Here is a 15,517-nt window from a genome sequence, read left to right on the forward strand (position 1 = left end):
AATGGTGGGGCTTGTATTTAGTAATTAAGCAATTTGCTCGTATTTTTGACTGTTTCATATATCCTTTTATACTTTCTGCCGAGCAGAGAACTGCAACGAATAAATACCGAAATCATAAGCTGACTTCTGAAGTGTTTTATACTTGTGTCATCAGGGTTGAAAACGACTATGAGTATTGTCTGTAGTAGGGGACACCAAGTTGCAGCAGGAGCAAGGTTCTGTTCTCAATGTGGTGAACTTTTACAAATAGTACAATCCCAGCCAGTAGGTGCAATTTCGCTCACAGAAAATGATGGTGAGCCGTTGCAACCTGGAACTTGCCTTCACGAGCGCTACATCATCCAACGACAGCTAGGACAGGGAGGATTCGGTAGAACCTACTTAGCAGAAGACATGGGGCGGTTTCGAGAAAAGTTTGTGATTAAAGAGTTTATGCCTTCGATGAGGAACACTACTGCCCTCAAGAAAGCAGAAGAATTATTTCAAAGAGAAGCAGCGATCCTGCACCAGCTAGAACATCCACAAATTCCCCGGTTCTGGCAGATATTTCGGCAAGAAGGACGAATTTTTTTAGTATTAGATTATGTTGATGGACCAACATATAAGGATCTTTTTGAGCATCGCTTAGAGCAAGGTCAATGCTTTAGTGAAACAGAAATTTTAGAACTCTTACAAAATCTGCTACCAGTTCTCAGTTATCTTCATCGTCGAGGGGTAGTTCATCGAGATATTGCGCCTGATAACATCATCCTCCGTAGGGAGGATCGTCTTCCGGTATTAATTGATATGGGAGGTGTTAAACAGGTGGCAATTCAAATAGGTACGCAAATAGAAGCAGAGCAAAATCTTGCTGGTTCGGAGATCACATGTGTGGGTAAAATCGGTTATTGCCCAGAGGAACAGCTTTATTTTGGACTAGTAGCACCCCACAGCGATTTATATGCTCTAGCAGTTACTATCCTCGTATTGATGACGGGGAAAAAGCCTCAGCAATTGCTCGATCCAGATACGCTACAGTGGTCGTGGGAGCAGGAGTTAAAGCTAAACCCACTCCTGGCAAAAACTCTGAACCGGATGTTGGCACAAAAGCCTGCCAATCGTGTTCAATCGGCAGATGAAATTTTACAGGTTTTAAACCCCATTTTTCCCGCTGCCCTTCCAGACGAACATTCAAGGCAGCTAGAAATCCCTCAGACTGCTCAGTCTGGATTTCCACAACCATTGAGAATCGCTCCCAAGACTTCCCAATCCCTGAATGGAACTCCGCAGAAACATCATTTCTTGCAACAAAATTTTCTGAAACAAAACTGGCGAATCATTGCAAGTCCTGCTAAGTTTCTAGTTCCGGCACTTCTGATCTTTGTTGGGGGACTAGCCTATATTTTTTGGAAAAATTATCCAGTCTTACTACCACAGCCAATACCAGCAGAACTTGCCGATACTTCTGGTTTGCAACTGCGTAATTCAATGCAAGAGGTACAAGATGTGCCATCGGGTCTGTTCAACTACGGCGGCGCTCACACTTTTGCAGCGCTGACTGCTGGTGGTATGAATGATGCGATCGCCAAAGCCCACCCAGGATTTAATCTACGCTACACCGAGCCTTTTAATGGTGAACCTGGTTCTGGTACGGGGATTAAAATGCTAATCGATGGTGAATTGAGCATTGCTCAGAGCGCTCGACCCCTTGAGGAAGGTGACTACAACAAGGCTAAAGTCCGTGGATTATCCTTAGAACAAATACCAGTAGCGATCGACGGGGTTATCTTCTATACCAATGTATCTCTGCCTGTTACCGGGCTTTCCATAGACCAACTACAAGCGATCTTCAGAGGCAAAGTGACAAACTGGCAGCAGGTGGGAGGACCAAACGTGCCAATTGTGCCTGTTGGACTCGATCCGAAAACTACGAGCGTACTTAAGTTACTACTGGGCGGCGAAGGCGAAGATATCGGCTCTAACGTGCAAATTGTCCGCGATTATACCACAGCAATTCGTAAGGTTGCCGCAACACGGGGTGGAATCTCTTACGGTTCGGCTCCCATTTTTGCTAACCAGAAGTCAATCCGTCCCGTTGCCTTAGCTAAAGCCAACACCAAACAATACGTGCAACCTTTGACAGAGAATAGAGAGGTTAATGCACCAGCGTTTCTAGACGGCACTTATCCAATGACTCGCCGCCTATTTATAATGATCCGTCGCGATCGCTCAGTTGATGAAAAAGCTGGACTTGCCTATGTCAACATGTTGCTATCTAAAGAAGGTCAGGCGATCGTCAAGCAGGCTGGGTTCGTCCCGATTCGTTAAACTCAAAAGACTAAGCGATCGCTGTCATCCTCTAAATCAATATGACACATGACACAATTCACGTTAGTTATTGGCAACAAGAATTACTCTTCTTGGTCGCTACGTCCTTGGCTAGTTTTAAAACATATTGGCGTGGATTTTAACGAAGTACGAATTCCACTTGACACACCACAATTCCGTCAAGAAATTTTTCACTACAGCCCAACTGGAAAAGTACCAGTTTTGCAGCACGGAGATATTACAATTTGGGAATCTTTAGCAATTTGCGAATATTTAGTCGAACAATTTCCCGCTGCTAAATTATTACCAACCGAATTAGCTGCTCGTGCTTTGGCGCGATCGATTAGTGCCGAAATGCACGCAGGTTTTCAAAATTTGCGCCAAAATATGCCCATGAATTGTCGCAGTCATTTTCCTGGTAAAGGTATGAAACCAGGCGTACAAGAAGATATCGATCGCGTCACCACAATTTGGCGCGAATGCCGCGAGAAATTTGGTAATAATAACGGCGATCTGCTGTTCGGTCACTTTACAATTGCCGATGCCATGTTTGCCCCTGTTGTCTCTAGATTTATTACTTATGGAGTCAAATTAGATCCTATTTGTCAAGACTACGCCGAAGCAATCCGACATCTTCCCACAATGCAAGCCTGGATAACTGCGGCGCAAGTCGAACCAGAACATCTAGAAAAATACGATAATCAGTGAGTTATCAGGGAGCAGGGAAGAGAGCTGAGGGAGCGCAAGGTTGCGCAAGGTTGCTGAGGGAGCAGTTTTTAACCGTTAACCAACAACCAATAACTAACAACTATCAACCATCAACTAAATTTATTGCGCGATCGCTGGTTGAATCGATAATTTGTAACTTAACTCGGACTTTGCGTTTCCTTTGTATCCACCTTTAACTGGTGCTGCACTCTGAGGCATGGCACTGGCAGCTACGGCAATGTGACCGTCAGCCACAGCTAACCCATGTGTAGGGTCGAAACCCCGCCAGCCTGCGCCAGGTAAGAACACCTCAGCCCAGGCGTGAAGATGGCGATCGTTGGCATCAGGATCGCCCTCTTGGTAGCCGCTGACAAAACGTGCTGCTAGACCTATAGCGCGACAAACTTCCATAAATAAGATTGCCGAGTCGCGACAAGAACCTGACTTTTCCGTCCAAGTAATACCTGGAGGTAAAGGTGCGCCTGTCTCGCGGATGATTTGCTGACAATTTTGATAAATTCGTTCGTTGAGTGCTGTTAAAAATCCTATCGTTTCCCCATTTTTGGCGTGATAAATTTCTTGTGCCAGTTGAATTGCAACTGGATCTATTCCTGCTGTATTCCAATATCCTTGCAGATATGGTTGAAGTTGCAATCGCATCGAACTCGGATAATCAATTGGTAATTTATTCGCCCACGGTTCCAACAGAAAATTAAACGGGTTGGTGCAGTGAGTTTCTACTTGCGATCGCGTTTGAATTTCTAATAATTCTGTAGTTTGCGAACCAAACCAAACTTTAATTGCCGCATTACCATCCAAATCGATTATTTGAGACTGACTCACGGGAGTTGGCAATATCTTCAGTTCAAAGTCCTGCAAAGTTTGCCATCCATCCGACCGAGGACGCAAGCGAATTGTGTGCGGCTCTAAAGTTATTGGTTGGCTGTAGGTGTAGATTGTTTTGTGTACGATTTGATATTGCATTAAGGCAGTGAATCGCGAAGATTTGAAAGTTTGGCAGGCTCGTCTATCTTTAATAAAGCCTACCGCAAACGCCCCGATCGCAAAATACTAAAAATCAGCCACAATCCCAACAAACTTGCCACTGCAAATAGGACGCTACTGAGCCACGATAGCTGTGCTGTCTGGGCTTTGGAAGAAATAATCGCTGCGCCCATAATTAACGAGCCAACTAATACGCTAAACGAGAGGCGGTTAGCAGAGTCATCAAGGGTACGACGTATGCTATCTAATCCCCGTACCGATAAATTCCATTGCAATGTCTCTGAGGTCACGCGGTCTAATAACAGTTCGATCTGGCGGGGGGATTGCAGCGAAAGACTTTTGATATCGAGGGCTGTTCGTAATAAAGATTCTACAGGGCGATTGCCCAATAACTGGCGACGAAACAAGTCTGTTAACAAAGGTTTGACTTCATCGAGAAAATTAATTTCTGGATTAAATTGACGTGCTAATCCTTCCAAATTGGCAAGAGTTTTCGCATACAAACCCATATTACTTGGCAAGCGAATTTTATTGTTACGGGCAACTTGCAGCAATTCGTAAATAATTTGACTGAAATTGATTTGAGACAAATCTAAGTTATAGTATTTCCGCAACATGCGATCGTAATCATTTTCCAGCCGTGATAGAATTACAGGTTGAGCTGAATCTGACAATTGCAACGTCAACTGACTGCATCGTTGAGCGTCAATATCGACAATTGCCAACAACATTTCTACTAAAATTTGCTGGGTACGAGGATCTAGCTTGCCTACCATACCGCAATCTAACAGCGCAACACGCCCATCTTTGAGATAGAAAATGTTGCCTGGATGCGGGTCGGCATGGAAGAATCCATCAATATAAAGCTGCTGGAAAAAAGCACGAAATAGCAAAGTTGTAATTTCTTGCCGCTTGATTTCTGAAGTTACACCATTACCATTACTTTCAGCAAAATTTGCCGATAATAAAGGGACTCCATCCAACCATTCCATCACCAACAATTTTTCTGTGGTCAAATCCCAGAAAATTTCTGCTATGACTAATTGCTGCGGATCGAACCACTTACTAGCTGACAAATTGCGCCGTAACTGTTCGGCAAAATGCGCTTCTCTGGTAAAGTCTAATTCTGCCTCTAATGCCGCAGTAAACTCGTTTGCTAAAGATTTAATTTCATAATTCTGACCGAACTCACTGCGCGCCACTAAATCGGCTACTCCTTGAATTAAGGAAATATCTTGAGCGACGATCGCATCAATGCCTGGACGCTGGACTTTGATAGCGACTTCTCGACCATCTGTCAACGTAGCGCGATGGATTTGACCGATCGAACCAGCAGCGACGGCTTGAAAGTTAATTTTGCTGAAAGTTTCTTCTAAAGGTTTTTTGAGTTGTTGGCGGATCGCAACTTCAATTTCTGCCCAAGGAACGGGTGGAACATCATCCTGTAGGGTTGACAGTTCTTCAATATAAGAAGCAGGTAGGAGATCTGGACGGGTAGACATGAGCTGCCCGAATTTGACGTAAACGGGTCCCAAATCCACCAGGATTTTGCGTAGTACAGCTGGTGTCGGTAACTGAGGCTCGTCTGTTTTGCCCCCGGTTAGCAGCCGTCGCATATAGTCCCAGCCGTTACGGAAAAGAATTTCAGCGATTTCTCTTTGACGAGAAGTATTTTGAGTTAAGAACACAGTTTAGGTAATGGGTAATTGGTAAGTCGTAAGTCGTAAGTTGGTTGTTGCGCCTCTGCTCTCTGCTCGTGCGCTCTCTCATAATGGTATGCAGCAAGAAATCACGATGCAGCCGAAGCCAGCGACGTTTTTTGAGATTTGAGGATTTGGCTGGCACGGGAACAAGCCTGAAATCGTTGAATTGAGAATTTTATGGCTGACAAGAAACTCCGATTAGTCAGTAAATGTTTGACATAAGCAGAGCCAGATTGGCTGCCATACAAAATTCTGTGCGGGCAATCAAAGCCTTTACGAGGAGAAATAGATTTTTGATAGAACTTAATCGAGTCTAACGCTGCTGTTCTATCGGCTGTACCCCATTGGCTTGTCAGCATAACTATCAATCTCGCTACCAACAGTCAACTTCTATCCTAAATAGCAACTTAACTCATCTGCCACAAGGGGAGTGGTCAGTCGTCAGGTAGCAGGGGTAAGAGAGCTGAGGGAGCGCAAGGTTGCTGAGGGAGCAAAAACTATCAACCACCAATGACCAATGACCAATGACTAATGACCAAGGACCTTTTTACAATAAATGACTAAATTTAGGATTATCCTGCAATAATTTCAAAACTTGTTTGATTTCTTGAGTGCGGTCTTTCTTGACTATGAGGGTAACGTTACGATCGCGCACGATGACGACATCTTCTAAGCCAATAGTGACAACTACGTCTTCGTCATTTTCAGCATAAATCAAGGTTCCTGCGGTATCTAGTCCGACATGATGACCGACTTCGACGTTGGGGGTTTCTCCTTGGAGCAAACGGGCGATCGCATTCCAGTCGCCTAAATCGTCCCAACCAAAATCGGCTGGTAGCACGTAGGCGAGTTTGGTTTTCTCCATCAAGGCATAGTCAATGCTAATTTTGGGCAACTGCGAGTAAGCTGCTCTACCTTGCTGTTTGAGGGGGATGAGGATGTCTGGAGCATGGGTATGCAGTTCTTTCAGTACCACCCCAGCTCGAAAGATAAACATGCCGCTATTCCAACAAAATCGCCCCGTGGTGAGAAATTCTTCGGCTGTACGTAGGTCTGGTTTTTCGGTAAAGCGGTTGACGCGATAGACGGGTAAGTTACCATAAATTCCAGTCCGATCGCCTTGCTCGATATAACCGTAGCCAGTCGCCGGATAGCTGGGCTTAACTCCCAAGGTAGCGATCGCGTCTGTGGTAGCGGCTAATTGGGCAGCCGCTTGTAAAGTGTGTTGAAATCCTGGCAAATCTCCAATCCAAGGATCGGCTGGGAAAAAACCGATGACAGCGTCTTCCCCATAGCGTTGCGCTATTTCCAGCGTACTCCAAGCCACGGCTGGGGCTGTATCTCGTCCCTCTGGTTCTGCCAGAATGTTCTGAGCTGGCATCTGGGGGAGTTGTACTGCTACTCCTTCAGCGAGTTGGCTTGATGTCACCACCCAGAGATTTTCCCAATTCCCTGCTAGGGGGAAGAGGCGATCGGCTGTCGCTTGCAGTAGACTTTTACCGCTACCATCTAAACTTAAAAACTGCTTCGGGCGATGCCTACGGCTGAGGGGCCAAAAACGTTCGCCTTTACCTCCAGCCAAAATCACAGGGATGAGAGAACCATTCATAAGTGTTTGCGTCAAAAATTGTTAAATCTGCTTTCGAGTTTACTTTGCTTTTGCTAAAGGCAATCGTAACTTATTGGATTACTATTTCTGTAGGGTTTGGCTTGGGGGAATAAGTTGCTGTGATTGGAGTACTAAAACGAGTCGATCGGCGGTTGAAACGACAACTGCAAGAAGTGGAGGTAAGGCGATCGCTGTCTGTCACTCGCCAGAATTTCTTGTCTTTTCGCCGTTGGTTGTGGTTTCAGATGACAAGAAACCGTCTCCTATTTTGGATTGGCGTGGTTAATTTGTCGATCTTGCTAGGGGCAATGGTGGCGCTGCTATTACCAATTTGGGGCAGTCGCACTTCTTCTGACTTGCTATCTAGAGACTCTCCGCAACCGCGTAGTACTTTCCTCCGCAATGGCTTGCCCTACAATCTCTCCCGTCCGGTAAATATTCTCGTTCTGGGTATCGAACCTCCTCCTAGCACCATCGGGTATAATCATAAATCTGCGTCGGCAACTGGGACTAGCGATACAATGCTGTTAGTCCGCTTCAATCCGGATCGCCCAGCCATCAGGGTACTTTCAATTCCTAAAGATAGTCAAGTTGTCATACCCAAGATCGGTCTAGATAAAATTTCTCGCGCTTATGCCTTGGGGGGCGCACCTTTAACAGCGCGGGTTGTCAGCCGCACGTTAAATAATGTGCCGATCGATCGCTACCTCAGCATCAATACAGATGCTTTGCGGCAATTAGTAGATCGGATGGGAGGGATTGAGGTATTTGTCCCTCAACGCATGGTATACCAAGACCGGACGCAACGGTTGCAGATCGATCTAGAACAAGGCTGGCAAACTTTAAATGGGGAACAAGCAGAACAGTTTGCTCGTTTCCGCGCCTCAAACCAGGGAGACCTCGATCGCATCCAGCGCCAGCAGATGTTGATTGCAGCTTTGCGCGATCGCCTTACTAGTCCGGCAATACTACCCCAACTGCCCGAAATTACCAAAATTATGCAAACTGCGGTGGAAACCAATCTCAGTCCAGAAGAGCTGAGGGCGATCGTGCATTTTAGCGTCCAAATGAAGCCGCAACACTGGCAAATGCTCTTATTACCAGGAGATCTCAGCCCTTATAGTCAAGACCCCAGCAGCTATTGGCTCTATACTTCAGGTCAAGACCAGATTATGAGTCAGTACTTCGGGACTTCTACGATTGGGGCTGCACCCAAACCCAAACCGCTGACCAGCCTAAAAATTGCCGTGCAAAATGCTTCGGGCAGACCTAAATTGAGTCAAAAAGTCGTCAAATACCTCAAGCACAGAGGCTTTACAAACGTCTATGCCGTCTCCGATTGGTCGGATATTCAACGCCAGACTAATATCATCGCTCAAAAAGGTGATACCAAAGCAGCAACTAAAATTCAGCAAATCTTAGGTGTCGGCAATATTGAAGCCGCCGCGATCGGCGATTTGGATTCTTCGCTCACAATCCGTATTGGTACAGACTGGCGGTGAGAACAAGGCAAAAGTCAAAAGTCAAAAGTCAAAAGTCAAAATTTGCCTCTTGCCACTCGCCACTTTCGATCTCGCACCGCACCGCACCGCAACACACAACGCAACTACCAACTACCAATTACCAATTACCAACTACCAATTATCAAATGTCCTACCTGTCTCTTGTATCAGATCTGTAACTACGGCAATCAGCGTGTCTGGATCGATGGGTTTAGGTAAATGACGATGAAAGCCAGCCGCGATCGCCTGAGTTCGATCCTCAAGTCTGGCAAATCCTGTCAACGCGATCGCCGGAATCTGCCGTTGTGCTGTTGTTTTAGTTCTGAGCTGGCGGATCAACGCATATCCATCTTCTCCCGGCATTCCTATGTCACTGACTAGCAAATCTGGCTGGAAAGCTTCTAGGGCTTGCAAAGCTGCTTGTACTGAGCCAGCAGTATACGTCCTTGCACCGCTCGTTTGCAAAATCACTGCGATCACTTCACAGCTATCTGGTTCGTCATCAACGACCAACACGCGCAGATTGTTGAGGGGTAATGGAGTAGTCAGGAGTGAGGAGTGAGGAGTGAGGAGTGAGGAGTGAGGAGTGAGAGGTATTTTCTCCCCTGCTCCTAGTCTCCAAGTCTCCTCTGCTTTCTTCCCCGACTCCCCTGTACGCGCGGATTTTGAGTCACAATTTATTGACGTAAGCCGCGAATCTTTTGCTAAACCCGCCCCTGCGCCTCCCGGCTCCAGACTTTCCATCAAAGGCAATAATATTGTAAACGTGGCTCCGTGCCCTTCTCCCAGGCTCTCGACGGCTACCGAACCGCCGTGCATTTCCACCAGATAGCGCACGATCGCCAAGCCAAGTCCTAGTCCCTTGTAGTTGCGGGTAGTCGAAGCATCAGCTTGCCGAAATAACTCGAATACATAGGGTAAAAACTCAGTTGCAATACCTTTACCAGTGTCACTAACTGTAATTTGAGCATAAGAGAGGGATTCGGGAGTGGGAGAGTGGGAGTCGGAAGACGCTTCTCGATTTTTTGCTACTAATTGCTGGCTCCTTTTTTCAAGCGACAAGCACACTTCAACCCGCTCACCATATGGTGTGAACTTAATCGCATTTGTGAGTAAATTCCAGACAACTTGTTGTAATCGATTGGGATCGCCATAAACGAATCCTAGATCGCGATCGAGGAAGATCTGCAAATCGATTGATTTGGCTTGAGCGCTCAACTCAACTGTTTCGATCGCGGCTTGAATTGGGGTAGCTAAATTGAGTGGAATAAACTGTAGCTTTAATTTACCCTGCACGATGCGAGACACGTCGAGCAGATCTTCAATCAATTGAGTTTGTACCTGAGCGTTGCGCAAGATCGTACTAATTGCTCGCTGTAGCGTCGTTTCATCTCGTCGTCCCGATTCGAGAATTGTCGCCCAACCTAAAATTGCATTCAGTGGCGATCGCAACTCATGCGAAAGCACTGCCAAAAACTCATCTTTAACTCGGTTGGCGGCTTCAGCAGCATTACGGGCAACTTGTTCTAGCTCAAATAGCCGCGCTTGTTCTTGTTCGAGTTGTTTGCGTTGCGTGATATCCAAGGCAATGCCAAACAGTCCTACTGGGTTTCCCGAGCGATCGTAAATCGTTCGCCCTTTATCTAGAACCCATGCAACCGAGCCATCTGGTTTGAAAATGCGAAATTCGCAGCTATAGGTTCCTGTTTTAATGGCGGTTTGAATCCCAGCTTGAAATAGTGCCCGATCGTCGGGATGAACTAGATTCACCACTTGCTCGAACGACCCTACGATCTCGCCATTCCCAAGTCCCGACAAGTTACCCGCATTCTCCAAACGACGAACTGCTCCGGTTTGCAAATTCCAAGTATAGGCAGTGATATCAGCCGCCTCTAGCGCAAATCGTAAATTCGCTTCCGAAAGCTGCATTTGTTCGATCGCTTTGGCTCGTTCCTGTCGCAGGTTTTGCTTTTCTACAGCTTCGCGCACGGCGATCGCGAGGCGATAGGGTTTTCCCTTACGGACGTAATCTGTCGCTCCCCGCTTCATAGCAGCAACAGCAACTTCTTCCGTACCGCTATCGGTAAACAAAATCACCGGACATTCGGGATACTTAGCTTTGACAGCATCCAAAATAGCTAGTCCATCGCTCCAATGCAGTTGATGATCTGTGATGACGAGATCGAATCCGCCTGCTGCTAAAGTGCGTTCAAACTCAGCCGTATCGATCGCCGTTTGGATTTCTATTTCGGCAAACTCGCGCCGAAGTTCGCGACTTTCGAGCTGGCGATCGCTAGGATTATCGTCTATCAACAGAATACGTAACATTCGATGTTTAAATATTTTTTAAAATTTCAGTATTTTTAGTAATATGAGATTATCCAAATTTTGTTAAACAAATTTTGTTAAAGAGATATCAATTTCAGTGACGCTGTTACGAAAGTTTTAACTATTGATTGTACACAACAAAATGTACGAAGTTTAGCAATCGGCATTGATATTTTTATATTCCGCTGGCATTATCTCGTCAGAAAATAATAACACCAACTTATTAGTAAAAAGCTGAAAATTAACTAAAAAGAGCAGCAATGACTCATCTGACTACTATTGCAATGCAATTTTAGGATGCAACGCGGCAAGAGAGCGAAAATCGACCTGTATTGCGCCAAAATCATTTGCCAAAATAGTTTGGACTAGAAAATACGCCGATGGCATTTCATCAAATTTTGGCTTCAGAAAAATTGCTCGATCGCGTGGCTACGCGCCTCGATCCGCGTCAAAGCTTGAGGGCGCGGCTAGGCTTAACAATATGTAGTATTGCGCTAGTCATGGCAGTCATCGCGAGTATTACGGTCAGTGCTACGGCGAGCGATCGCGTCAAAACTAATGCTGGCATTGCGTTAGAGCAGTTAGCATACCAAGTATCTGATAAACTCGATCGCGGCATGTTCGAGCGATATCGCGAGATCCAAAACCTGACCGAGCTAGATTTGTTGAGCAATCCCAACTCTCCTCGATCCCAAAAGCGATCGCTACTCGACAGGTTGCAAAGCACTTATCCCACTTATAGCTGGATTGGCTTGACAGATGCCACAGGTCAGGTTCTCGTCAGTACGGGCAAACTGTTAGAAAATCTCAGTGTCGCTCAACGACCGTGGTTTCAAAACGCCCGCACTCAAGCAGCGGTTGGCGACGTTCACGAAGCTATGCTCTTAGCCAAGCTACTACCAAATCCAGCCAACGAACCCCTACGCTTTATCGATATCTCGGCTCCCGTAACTGACTCGGCGGGTAAGTTGACAGGCGTACTGGGCGCTCATCTCAGTTGGACGTGGGCAAAAGAAATTCGGGACTCTTTATTACAACCGCTACAAAATCGATCGCAGGTGGAAGTTTTCATCTTCAGTGCCTCTGGCAAAGTGCTACTCGCGCCCATCGAACTGCAAGACCGAATCCCCTCGCTGCCTAATCTACAAACATTACAGCAGCAAGGCAACGGCTACGCACTCGAAACCTGGTCGGACGGCGATCTCTATCTCACGGGTTTTGCCCGTAGTACGGGATATCGAAATTACCCTGGACTCGGTTGGACGATCATAGTGCGGCAACAAGCCGATCTTGCACTTGCACCCGTGCGGGCTTTACAACGCCAGATTTTTACTCAAGATCTGACATTAGGGATATTGTTTGCCATTGCTGGATGGTTTGTCATGCGTCGCCTCACCTATCCCTTACTCGCGATCGCGACAGCGGCGGATCGTCTACGACAAGGGGAGACAAATACAGACCTACCTTTAATTACCAGCAGCGATGAAATCGGGCGGCTATCTCGCTCGTTAAAGCATCTCGTCTGCGCTTTATTCGAGCAACAGCAACAACTCAATCTCAGTAACGAACAATTGCAAATTCAGTTAACCGAACGTCAACGCACCGCCGCCGAAATTCAGCAACTCAATGCCACCTTAGAACAAAAAGTGAGCGATCGCACGGCACAACTTCAGGAGATTAATCGAGAATTAGAAGCTTTTGCTTATTCAGCTTCCCACGACTTACGCGCGCCACTGCGGACGATCCGAGGATTTGCCCAAGCATTGCAAGAAGACTATAGCGATCGCCTTGATGACTTGGGTAGAGAATACATCCAGTCAATTACCGCAGACGCAGTGCAGATGGATCGACTGATTGCCGAGTTACTAGCCTACAGCCAGCTGACTCGCACGAAAATTACCTTACAACCCGTCGCATTGATGACAACGATTGCATCTGCCCGCAAACAATTAGAAACAGACTTGCAGGAAAAGCAGGCAGAAATTACAGTCACAACACCTCTCCCGACTGTTTTAGCACATAGCCAAACCTTAACCCAAGCGATCGCCAATTTGCTCAGTAATGCCCTCAAGTTTATCAAACCAGAAAGCCACCCGCAGGTTGAAATAAAATACCAGCTCATCCGATACCACCAACAGCAGTGGGCACGCCTGTGGATTATCGATAACGGCATCGGTATTGCATCAAGCGATACCGAACGGATCTTCCGCATTTTCGAGCGCCTACACGGAATTGAATCTTATCCAGGTACGGGCATCGGCTTAGCGATCGTGCGTAAAAGCATCGAACGCATGGGCGGCTGTGTCGGCGTAGAATCGCAACTAGGGCAAGGAAGTCGCTTTTGGATTGAATTACCTCTTTATGAGGGGTGAGGAGTGAGGAGCGAGGAGTGAGGGAGACACGGGGACACGGGGACACGGGGACACGGGAGAGAAGAGAGCGCAAGGTCGCTGAGGGAGTTGAGGGAGCAAGACAATTCACAGTTCACAATTCGACCCCTACACCCTACACCCTACACCCCATTCCTCACACCCCACACTTTATTTACTACTGGTTCCACCAGCCGCTAGTCACTGACCAATGACCAATGACCAATGACAACTAACACCCAAAACAGTAAATCTTCTGGGTTTCTAGTCGATCGAAGATTGCAGAAGGTGGGATATCAGTACCAATATTGTGTCGGTTTAATTGGACTTGCAGACCCGTAAGCGGATCGTGACCGGGAGCAACGAGGAATTCTAGTCGCTGGACGTAGGGGAAGGTCGATATGCTATCGAGAATTTGAGCGATCGCTTTTAGATAGGGATGATTTGGTTGCTGATACCAATCTGGTGCAGCTAGTTCGGGTTGATCTAAGCCAACGTGAAATGTTAGGGAAGGTTGACCGAACAGTGCTACTGCTAACGGTCGCGCCTCTTCCTGCAATAACAAATCATGTGTCCTGACTATGTGCCGTAGCTTTTCTAACCGCTCGTAACGTTGCGTGACGGATAAAGATTCTTCTTGCCAGTGAATTGCCGCAGCAACTAAGTATGTTTGTAAGAGCATATGCCCTAGCTTGCTGGCTTTGGTGGCAAGGTAGTTCGAGTTGTAATCGTTGGCTTCAATCAGCAACGGCACGCGATCGACGACTTCTAAACCGTACCCCTTCAATCCAGCAATTTTGCGGGGATTATTGGTAATTAACCGAATTTGTTTCACACCTAAATCGTTGAGAATTTGCGCTCCTACCCCGTAGTTGCGCAAGTCGGCAGGAAAGCCCAGGCGTTCGTTGGCTTCTACCGTGTCTAACCCCATATCTTGCAGGGAATACGCTTTTAGTTTATTAATTAAGCCTATGCCTCTACCTTCTTGACGTAGATAAACGACAACCCCCGCACCCGCATGTTCGATCGTTTTCAAAGCTGCTTGTAGTTGCATCCGACAGTCGCAGCGCAGCGAACCCAAAGCATCGCCCGTGAGACATTCCGAATGCATCCGCACCATCACGGGGCGATCGCGAAATTGAGCCGGATCGCCTTTAACAATTGCTACGTGTTCGGAGTTATCTACGCTGTTGCGATAAGCATAGATCTGAAATTCACCGAAGGAAGTCGGTAATTGAGCAATGGTCTCGCGAGTCACAAATCGCTCGTTTTGCAAGCGATAGCTAATCAAATCGGCAATACTAATAATTTTCAGTTGGTGATGTTTGGCGTATTCCATCAACTGATTCAACCGTGCCATCGAACCATCGGGGTTTTGGATTTCACAGATCACCCCCGCCGGATACAGCCCTGCTAATTGCGCTAGATCGATCGCTGCTTCTGTATGTCCGGCACGTTTGAGTACCCCACCAGTCCTGGCGCGGATGGGAAAAATATGACCGGGACGGCGCAGATCTGAGGGTTTAGTGGCGGGGTTGATCGCAACTTGAATCGTGCGGGCGCGATCTTCGGCAGAAATACCCGTTGTCACGCCTAAATGTGTTGCAGCATCGATACTTACCGTAAAAGCAGTTTGGTTGCTGTCGGTGTTATTGGTTACCATCAACGGTAGATCGAGTTCGTCCAAGCGATCGCCCGTCATTGCCAAACAGATTAATCCCCGCGCCTCTACTGCCATAAAATTGATCGTGTCTGGAGTCGCGAACTGAGCGGCACAAATGAGGTCGCCCTCATTCTCGCGATTTTCGTCGTCTACTACAACAATAGAGCGTCCAGCTTTAAGGTCGGCGAGAGCGGCATCGATCGAGTCAAACACAAAAGATTGATTAGAAGCGTTCTGAGGCTGCACAAAAATACATCACAAACAAAATCTATCTCTGATTTTAGCCGCTTTAACTGGACTAGGGATAAAAGGAGATCTAACCA

General features: G+C 46.8%; 11 protein-coding genes. 5 read left to right on the plus strand and 6 right to left on the minus strand.

Annotated elements, in window-relative coordinates; all coding sequences use genetic code 11:
• The first annotated feature begins 168 nt into the window (after positions 1 to 168).
• Complete coding sequence (locus N4J56_RS25270; RefSeq protein ID WP_317108949.1) at positions 169 to 2,307, plus strand: serine/threonine-protein kinase; 2,139 nt, start codon at positions 169 to 171, stop codon at positions 2,305 to 2,307.
• 48 nt (positions 2,308 to 2,355) lie between these two features.
• On the plus strand, positions 2,356 to 3,015 hold the full coding sequence (locus N4J56_RS25275; protein WP_317108950.1) for a glutathione S-transferase family protein: 660 nt from the start codon (positions 2,356 to 2,358) through the stop codon (positions 3,013 to 3,015).
• Positions 3,016 to 3,135: 120 nt separating this feature from the next.
• Here the strand turns inward: N4J56_RS25275 and N4J56_RS25280 are convergent, their stop codons facing one another.
• The 4 genes from N4J56_RS25280 to N4J56_RS25295 form a co-directional block, all read right to left on the minus strand.
• Positions 3,136 to 3,999 carry a transglutaminase family protein gene (locus tag N4J56_RS25280; protein ID WP_317108951.1) on the minus strand — a complete coding sequence of 288 codons (864 nt, stop codon included), beginning with the start codon at positions 3,997 to 3,999 and terminating at the stop codon, positions 3,136 to 3,138.
• Between the two features lie 59 nt (positions 4,000 to 4,058).
• Positions 4,059 to 5,708, minus strand: a complete 1,650-nt coding sequence (locus tag N4J56_RS25285) for an AarF/ABC1/UbiB kinase family protein (RefSeq protein WP_317108952.1) — start codon at positions 5,706 to 5,708, stop codon at positions 4,059 to 4,061.
• 101 nt (positions 5,709 to 5,809) lie between these two features.
• Entirely contained in the window at positions 5,810 to 6,082 is a 273-nt protein-coding gene (gene yidD, locus N4J56_RS25290; protein ID WP_317108953.1) for a membrane protein insertion efficiency factor YidD, read from the minus strand.
• Between the two features lie 188 nt (positions 6,083 to 6,270).
• Positions 6,271 to 7,332 carry a mannose-1-phosphate guanylyltransferase gene (locus N4J56_RS25295; protein WP_317108954.1) on the minus strand — a complete coding sequence of 354 codons (1,062 nt, stop codon included), beginning with the start codon at positions 7,330 to 7,332 and terminating at the stop codon, positions 6,271 to 6,273.
• A gap of 119 nt (positions 7,333 to 7,451) precedes the next feature.
• Here N4J56_RS25295 and N4J56_RS25300 point away from each other — a divergent pair, with 119 nt between their 5' ends.
• The gene (locus N4J56_RS25300; RefSeq protein ID WP_317108955.1) at positions 7,452 to 8,834 is read left to right on the plus strand and encodes an LCP family protein; all 1,383 of its coding nucleotides are present in this window, start codon (positions 7,452 to 7,454) and stop codon (positions 8,832 to 8,834) included.
• 132 nt (positions 8,835 to 8,966) lie between these two features.
• Here N4J56_RS25300 and N4J56_RS25305 read toward each other — a convergent pair whose 3' ends face one another.
• Positions 8,967 to 11,162 carry a response regulator gene (locus tag N4J56_RS25305; RefSeq protein ID WP_317108956.1) on the minus strand — a complete coding sequence of 732 codons (2,196 nt, stop codon included), beginning with the start codon at positions 11,160 to 11,162 and terminating at the stop codon, positions 8,967 to 8,969.
• Between the two features lie 380 nt (positions 11,163 to 11,542).
• Here N4J56_RS25305 and N4J56_RS25310 point away from each other — a divergent pair, with 380 nt between their 5' ends.
• Both N4J56_RS25310 and N4J56_RS25315 read left to right on the plus strand, forming a co-directional pair.
• Positions 11,543 to 13,534, plus strand: coding sequence for an ATP-binding protein (locus N4J56_RS25310; RefSeq protein WP_317108957.1), 1,992 nt, complete (start codon positions 11,543 to 11,545; stop codon positions 13,532 to 13,534).
• 17 nt (positions 13,535 to 13,551) lie between these two features.
• Complete coding sequence (locus tag N4J56_RS25315) at positions 13,552 to 13,746, plus strand: hypothetical protein (RefSeq protein WP_317108958.1); 195 nt, start codon at positions 13,552 to 13,554, stop codon at positions 13,744 to 13,746.
• A gap of 17 nt (positions 13,747 to 13,763) precedes the next feature.
• On the opposite strand, the gene ribBA is transcribed toward N4J56_RS25315, so the two are convergent.
• On the minus strand, positions 13,764 to 15,440 hold the full coding sequence (gene ribBA, locus N4J56_RS25320; protein ID WP_317108959.1) for a bifunctional 3,4-dihydroxy-2-butanone-4-phosphate synthase/GTP cyclohydrolase II: 1,677 nt from the start codon (positions 15,438 to 15,440) through the stop codon (positions 13,764 to 13,766).
• Positions 15,441 to 15,517: the final 77 nt, after the last annotated feature.

The sequence above is a fragment of the Chroococcidiopsis sp. SAG 2025 genome, assembly GCF_032860985.1.
Taxonomy (GTDB): domain Bacteria; phylum Cyanobacteriota; class Cyanobacteriia; order Cyanobacteriales; family Chroococcidiopsidaceae; genus Chroococcidiopsis.

Coding starts and splice junctions, on each gene's coding strand:
- N4J56_RS25275 (WP_317108950.1), top strand. CDS start 2,356: ATGACACAATTCACGTTAGTTATTGGCAACAAGAATTACTCTTCTTGG.
- N4J56_RS25280 (WP_317108951.1), bottom strand. CDS start 3,999: ATGCAATATCAAATCGTACACAAAACAATCTACACCTACAGCCAACCA.
- N4J56_RS25310 (WP_317108957.1), top strand. CDS start 11,543: ATGGCATTTCATCAAATTTTGGCTTCAGAAAAATTGCTCGATCGCGTG.
- N4J56_RS25270 (WP_317108949.1), top strand. CDS start 169: ATGAGTATTGTCTGTAGTAGGGGACACCAAGTTGCAGCAGGAGCAAGG.
- yidD (WP_317108953.1), bottom strand. CDS start 6,082: ATGCTGACAAGCCAATGGGGTACAGCCGATAGAACAGCAGCGTTAGAC.
- N4J56_RS25295 (WP_317108954.1), bottom strand. CDS start 7,332: ATGAATGGTTCTCTCATCCCTGTGATTTTGGCTGGAGGTAAAGGCGAA.
- N4J56_RS25305 (WP_317108956.1), bottom strand. CDS start 11,162: ATGTTACGTATTCTGTTGATAGACGATAATCCTAGCGATCGCCAGCTC.